The following is an 837-nucleotide window of genomic DNA, read 5'->3' on the forward strand; positions in this document are numbered from 1 at the left end:
CCCCCTCAATTGAAACCAGTATATATACAAATTCATTTGGAAGACATTATGAAACAACTACAACCTGGCCAAGTTTATGAATTACACGATGTATATGTAGGGACTAAAGACAAACTGCCTACTCGTATTGTAGTTTATAGGTGTACCGAGGAGCAAAAACAGAAACGCTTACGTGACCGAGCTATTCGTGAAAAGAAAAAAGGGATTACATATACAGAGCGCACGAAGCTTTTACAAGGTATCACGGTATATATGACAAACATTCCTACGGAATGGGTACCAAAAGAGAAAATCTATGACTTATATTCATTACGTTGGCAAATTGAGCTGTTATTTAAAATATGGAAATCTTGGTTTCAAATTCATCGTTGTAAATCTATTAAACAAGAGCGATTAGAATGTCATCTTTATGGGCAACTCATTAGTATTCTATTATGTTCTTCTACTATGTTTAAAATGCGAGAACTCCTATTACGTAAGAAACAGAAAGAACTAAGTGAATATAAAGCGATGTATATAATTAAGGATTATTTTTCACTTTTTTACCAAGCATTACACAAAAACACCCAAGAATTATCAAAGGTTCTCCTTCGTCTGTTTAACCTCCTACAGCACAACGGACGAAAATCTCATCGATACGAGAAAAAGACAGTCTTTGATATTTTGGGTGTTGTTTATGAGTATACCACTTCTAATCATCAGGTAGCATAGTAAAAAATTGAAACCCGTCAGGGTTTATTTGATATGCCTACTTTTATAAAAACTACAAAAGATAATAAAAAATTACATGAAAAAACCACATTTTGTTTGAAAATATCCCTTAAGTTGATGGATGTG

The 837-nt window shown here is 33.2% G+C and carries 1 protein-coding gene; it reads left to right on the top strand.

From position 1 onward, the window contains the following. Positions 1-711, top strand: a 711-nt coding sequence (locus ACTFSL_RS31075) for an IS4 family transposase (protein ID WP_440042967.1), incomplete at its 5' end; no start/stop codon positions are given. Between the last annotated feature and the right edge of the window lie 126 nt (positions 712-837).

Source organism: Bacillus cereus group sp. MYBK108-1 (assembly GCF_051917185.1).
Taxonomy (GTDB): Bacteria; Bacillota; Bacilli; order Bacillales; family Bacillaceae_G; genus Bacillus_A; species Bacillus_A cereus.